Origin of the sequence: Acinetobacter sp. AKBS16 (assembly GCF_002899995.1) — a bacterium.
Taxonomy (GTDB): domain Bacteria; phylum Pseudomonadota; class Gammaproteobacteria; order Pseudomonadales; family Moraxellaceae; genus Acinetobacter; species Acinetobacter baumannii.
On sequence record NZ_POYH01000071.1, the window covers coordinates 13446 to 18492 of the forward strand.

The following is a 5047-nucleotide window of genomic DNA, read 5'->3' on the forward strand; positions in this document are numbered from 1 at the left end:
CCACAACGATTAAATCAATTGCGCCTGAACGGACAAGCATGTCAGCAATTTCAAGTGCTTGCTCACCATTGTCGGGTTGTGAAACAAGTAGGTTATCAATATCTACACCAAGTTTGCGTGCATATTGAGGGTCTAGGGCGTGCTCAGCATCAATGAAAGCACATGTACCACCAGATTTTTGACATTGAGCAATTGCTTGCAATGTCATTGTAGTTTTACCAGAAGATTCAGGACCATAAATTTCGATAATACGGCCTTTTGGTAAACCACCAATCCCCAATGCGATGTCTAAAGTTAAAGAACCTGTAGATACGGCTTCAACTGCTTGAACAGTGTTATCACCAAGACGCATAACCGTATTTTTACCAAATTGCTTCTCAATTTGGCTCAAAGCGGCTTGTAATGCTTTGCTTTTATTCTCATCCATCTCAAAAACCTCAATACTCTATGTTCATCACGTTTAACCCAAGTGGATGCATTGAATCTCAACTTGTTTCACAGGGCTAATAGTGACAGATTTTTTCTCTAGCTTCTATATATTGTATATGTGAGTGCGACACAACTCGACGTTTTTATTCATCATTATAAGACCAGTGATCTTCATAATGTTGATCATTATCCTGTTTAAACCGATTGATTTGTCGCCGATCTTTCTTGCTTGGTCTATGGTCAGGTCGTGCTAGATTATGCAATTTTCGTTGGGAAGCAATCAACTCCCGTCTTGCAATACTTACTTCTGTTTCTTCATAAAGTTGTTGTGCAACAGGAGCCGGTCCTCGGGTATTGGAGAGCGCTTTAACAACAACTGTTTTTTTATCGAAACCTTGTTGAACTACGAGCTCCATACCGACACGAATCTCTTTAGAAACTTTTACACGTTCATTATTGTGATGTACTTTACCCCCTTCAATTGCAGCTTTAGCAATAGAACGGGTTTTAAAAAAACGTGCTGCCCACAACCATTTGTCGACACGCATGGTTTCTACAGCATCGTTTTCACGCAATTTTGACATCATTATCCTTTCTATCAATTTGATTCAAAATAGACAGTAGCTCTGTAAGCTGATCTAGAGCTTTATACTCTAAATCTTGTGGCTGTCTTTTACTCTTAAGACTTGAGGGCTGTAAGATAGTAAACAAGTGTCTTATACCAAATTTTTCTGCTGTTTTTAAAACAGGAAGAGTGTCATCTAAAAAAATAGTGCTTTCTGGCGCAAAATAATGCAAGCGTTGCAACTCTTGCCAGAATCGGATGTTTTCTTTTGCGTAACCAATTTGTTCGCTAGATACGATGACTTCAAAAAAATCTTGGATAGGAACGTTATCAAGTTTTAATTTTAGGCTTGCACAGTCAGCATTGGTGACTAGCCAACATTGATAATCTTGTGCTTTTAAAGCGTTGAGCAGCTCCATGCATCCTGGTCTCGCTTTAATTTTATGCTGAAATTCTTGCTGGAGCTTTAAAACATCCACGCCAGTTGTTTGTGTCCAGTAATTTGATGAGTACCAAGCAAGCGTATGTTTATGGCTGCGATAAAACTGGTTTAATATTTCTTGACTCTCAGTTAAAGATAGATGATGTGTTTCAGAATGTCTTTTAGGTAAGCATTCGTTCCAGATAAAGTCATCAAAAGCCAAATCTAGTAAAGTTCCATCCATGTCAAACAGGACTACCTTATTCATGTTGCGAACGCTCCAGCTTTAAATATACATGGAAGAAATTAGCTTAAGATTATAAACATTAAAGCCTCAAAAACAGATTGATTTGTTGTTATCTCATCATTTTAAAGTTCTAAAGATATTTTACTTTTGGTATATTATTTCAATAATTAATGATAACGAGTGAATTAAAAAATGAAAAATTCTAATTTCTTTGTTGTTTTTATCGGTTCTGTTTGTTTTGCGTTTAGTGCAAATACATTGGCACAAAATACAGCTGCAGTTTTTTCACCTAAAAGAGGTGTAGTCTGTGATAAATATATTTGTGCAGATAAAAAGGGCGTTTCCAAATCCTTAACTAATCAATATTTAGGTGCAAAAAAAGCAAAACAAGCTTTTTCACAAGGTGACTTTGATACATCTGCTTTTACTTTTTCTAATGGTGTATTTTGTGATACCACTACTAAATTGTGCCATGTGAATAAATTTTTTGAAAATGGTCATAGAAGTAGAGTAGATAAAAAAATGACTGATAAAATTTTTAAAAATAGGTAGTTATATGAATTGTAAATTAGTTTTTTGATACTTTTTTGCGTTTCTATACTTTATATGAAATTATTATTATTTAAATATTATTAAAAGTTGGAATAAAAGTGGGATTATATACAATTAGATATGGTTATCGTAACAACAGTTTTTTTATTGCTTCAAACACGGCTGGGCAGTTTATTGTGATTGATGCATTAGGAGCAGATTTCCAGATTGGTCATCAAATTTCTTATGAAGGGAGCAAAATAATAAACGAAACATTAAATGATGAAACGGAAGCAAAAGTTCATCTTGAGAGCAACGAAAAAGAAGCTTATGAGTATTTACGGACAATGAAATAATCATCTCGTTATTTTGATTTACATAGGATACGTATTGGCAAACATTTTATAAATTGAACTCTACTTATTTAAAGTTATATTAAAAATCATTTGAATAACAATTTAGAGTAGGCGATGAAAATTGGATTTATTGGAGGAGCCAATGATGGCATTGTAATCAATGCTGCCAATGGTATTGATACTTATAAACTTGAATGGCATTACAAGGCTGAGAAGCATTGTGAAGAACAGCCATCATTAGGGCTAAATGGCCCCGAATATGACTATTACAATTTATTAATTTTGAGAAAAAATAAAGAGGCAAAACTTTTCTACGTTTTAACTACCATGGACAAAGAAGATATAGCGAATAAGATTAATGAGTATTGGGAGTATTCCACCTCTGTAGGTTATGACTTTGATGAGTAGTAACCATTTAAATTTATTGAAATATTTTTATATTAGTATTTAACTCAGTCATAACTCAAGCTTAGGATGATATATTTCATAAAGAACATGCTTTTGTAAGGCATGTTCATCTGGAAGCTTGGGATGATTAAAGTATTTAACTTTGCGCATTCCTAGTCTTTCCATCACGGCTTGAGATGGCTTATTCACTGTTGCTGTGAAAGAAACCACTTTATCTTTATTGAGAATATTAAAGGCATAGTCCAATGCTGCTTTTGCTCCTTCAGTGGCATAACCTTTTTTCCAGTGTTCTGTAGCAATTCTCCATCCAATTTCAATGCAGGGAGAAAAATCAAATTGTTCTGGTTGGTTGTGTAAGCCAATAAAGCCTATAAATTCTTGAGTTTCTTTTAATTCTACCGCCCAAAATCCCCAGCCATTTTCATCAATAAGAGCTGATATTCTTTGAATTAAACTTATACTTTCAGTAGCAGCTAAAAGCTTTGGGAAAAAACGCATAACATCTTCGTCTAAACCCATTTTGATAAATGGCTCTGAATCAGACTCTTTCCATTGTCTTAAGATTAAACGTTCAGTTTCGATCATAGTAAAAATTTTTTAACGAGAGTTTTTTAATTTTAGCTAAATATTCTACAGCGGCTTTTGTATAATTTTCTGTAAGATAATTTTTGAGTTAATGCTTACCACACCTTTAATTTTATTGAGTGTATTAATAACAAAATGAGAAAAAGAGTTTAGATCTTTAGTGGCAACGTGCAGTACATAATTAGATTCACCTGTAATGATATAAGCATTGATGACTTCATCAAAATTCTTGATTTGGCTTAAAAAAAAGTTGTGGTCATTTTCGGTGAGTTGAGCAAGTTTTATTTCAACTATTGCCTCAATTTTTATACCTAATTTTTCATAATTAACTTTTGCTTGATATTTTTCAATGATTCCGTTGGTTTCTAAAATTTTAACGCGTCTGTGACAAGCAGATGCTGAAAGATTAACAAGATCAGCAAGTTCTTGGTTACTTAAACGGGCATTGTCTTGTAAATACTTCAAAATTTTTAGATCGATCGCATCTACATTCATTTTCGAATTTCATCCATATTTTTTAATTTTAATTAGAATTTTATACGAAAATAGCTATTTTTGATCAAATATTATCGAATAAATCGTACAAATTGACGTGATAAAATTCAAATACAAAGGAAATGTAGAAATAGGTGCAATATCAAATGATTACTCGTGAACAGTGTTTGTATTGGGATCAGGAAGATGAACTCAAAAAATTTAAAGATGAATTTGCATTGCCAGAAGGCGTCATTTATTTAGATGGTAACTCTTTAGGTGCTAGACCAAAGAAATCTTTGGCTGTCGCTCAGCATATTATTTCCCAAGAATGGGGAGAAGATCTGATCAATAGCTGGAATAAGGCAGACTGGTGGGGGCTACCAACACGGCTGGGTGACAAAGTCGCTAAACTGATTGGTGCGGAAAAAGGTGAAGTTGTTATTTCAGATTCAACTACACTGAACTTATTTAAAGTTTTATCTGCAGCGGTAAAAATTCAGGCTGATAAATTCCCTGAACACAAAATTATTGTGGCAGAAAAAGATGCCTTTCCAACAGATATTTACATTATTGAAGGTTTCATTGACTTAATTCAAAAGGGCTATCAGGTTGAATTAATTGATGGCGTAGAAGACTTATCTCGTGCTTTAGAGAAAGATGTTGCTGTAGTGGTACTTTCCCATGTGAATTACCGCACTGGTTATTTTTATGATATGGCATCTATTAATGAACAAATTCATTCTAAAGGTGCTTTGGTGATTTGGGATTTATGTCACTCAGTCGGTGCTGTTCCTATGCACCTTAATCAAACTGATAGCGATTTTGCGATTGGTTGTACCTATAAATATTTAAATGGTGGCCCTGGTTCTCCTGCATTGCTCTGGGTCAATGAAAAGCACCGTGATCAGTTCTGGCAGCCTTTATCAGGTTGGTGGAGTCATAAAAAACCATTTGATATGGCACAGCATTATGAGCCAGCGAATAGTATCCGCCGATATTTATGTGGAACTCAGCCGGTTATTTCTATG

General features: G+C 34.4%; 9 protein-coding genes. 4 read left to right on the plus strand and 5 right to left on the minus strand.

Going from position 1 to position 5047, the window contains the following annotated elements; genetic code table 11:
• The 3 genes from C1642_RS12995 to C1642_RS13005 form a co-directional block, all read right to left on the minus strand.
• A partial coding sequence (locus C1642_RS12995) for an ATPase domain-containing protein (RefSeq protein ID WP_322869415.1) occupies positions 1-427 on the minus strand: 427 nt, incomplete at its 3' end.
• Positions 428-572: 145 nt separating this feature from the next.
• A complete protein-coding gene (locus C1642_RS13000; protein ID WP_000040963.1) occupies positions 573-1013 on the minus strand; it encodes an RNA-binding S4 domain-containing protein in 441 nt (146 codons plus the stop codon).
• Positions 997-1683, minus strand: a complete 687-nt coding sequence (locus C1642_RS13005) for an HAD-IA family hydrolase (RefSeq protein ID WP_002009676.1) — start codon at positions 1681-1683, stop codon at positions 997-999. The genes C1642_RS13000 and C1642_RS13005 overlap by 17 nt, the downstream gene beginning before the upstream one ends.
• Before the next feature lie 171 nt (positions 1684-1854).
• On the opposite strand from C1642_RS13005, the gene C1642_RS13010 reads away from it, so the two are divergent.
• The 3 genes from C1642_RS13010 to C1642_RS13020 all read left to right on the plus strand — a co-directional run bounded on the left by C1642_RS13010 (position 1855) and on the right by C1642_RS13020 (position 2957).
• Entirely contained in the window at positions 1855-2214 is a 360-nt protein-coding gene (locus C1642_RS13010; protein WP_000798367.1) for a YcgJ family protein, read from the plus strand.
• A 98-nt stretch (positions 2215-2312) separates the two neighbouring features.
• The gene (locus C1642_RS13015; protein ID WP_000525044.1) at positions 2313-2549 is read left to right on the plus strand and encodes a hypothetical protein; all 237 of its coding nucleotides are present in this window, start codon (positions 2313-2315) and stop codon (positions 2547-2549) included.
• Positions 2550-2663: 114 nt separating this feature from the next.
• Complete coding sequence (locus C1642_RS13020) at positions 2664-2957, plus strand: hypothetical protein (protein WP_000689662.1); 294 nt, start codon at positions 2664-2666, stop codon at positions 2955-2957.
• 48 nt (positions 2958-3005) lie between these two features.
• Here C1642_RS13020 and C1642_RS13025 read toward each other — a convergent pair whose 3' ends face one another.
• Both C1642_RS13025 and gigD read right to left on the minus strand, forming a co-directional pair.
• Complete coding sequence (locus C1642_RS13025) at positions 3006-3542, minus strand: GNAT family N-acetyltransferase (RefSeq protein ID WP_000573221.1); 537 nt, start codon at positions 3540-3542, stop codon at positions 3006-3008.
• 45 nt (positions 3543-3587) lie between these two features.
• Positions 3588-4037 carry an Lrp/AsnC family transcriptional regulator GigD gene (gene gigD / locus C1642_RS13030; protein ID WP_001099948.1) on the minus strand — a complete coding sequence of 150 codons (450 nt, stop codon included), beginning with the start codon at positions 4035-4037 and terminating at the stop codon, positions 3588-3590.
• A gap of 146 nt (positions 4038-4183) precedes the next feature.
• On the opposite strand from gigD, the gene C1642_RS13035 reads away from it, so the two are divergent.
• Positions 4184-5047 (plus strand): kynureninase (locus C1642_RS13035; protein WP_228153875.1); only part of this gene is annotated, 864 nt, incomplete at its 3' end.

Coding starts and splice junctions, on each gene's coding strand:
- C1642_RS13025 (WP_000573221.1), bottom strand. CDS start 3,542: ATGATCGAAACTGAACGTTTAATCTTAAGACAATGGAAAGAGTCTGAT.
- C1642_RS13010 (WP_000798367.1), top strand. CDS start 1,855: ATGAAAAATTCTAATTTCTTTGTTGTTTTTATCGGTTCTGTTTGTTTT.
- C1642_RS13020 (WP_000689662.1), top strand. CDS start 2,664: ATGAAAATTGGATTTATTGGAGGAGCCAATGATGGCATTGTAATCAAT.
- gigD (WP_001099948.1), bottom strand. CDS start 4,037: ATGAATGTAGATGCGATCGATCTAAAAATTTTGAAGTATTTACAAGAC.
- C1642_RS13005 (WP_002009676.1), bottom strand. CDS start 1,683: ATGAATAAGGTAGTCCTGTTTGACATGGATGGAACTTTACTAGATTTG.
- C1642_RS13000 (WP_000040963.1), bottom strand. CDS start 1,013: ATGTCAAAATTGCGTGAAAACGATGCTGTAGAAACCATGCGTGTCGAC.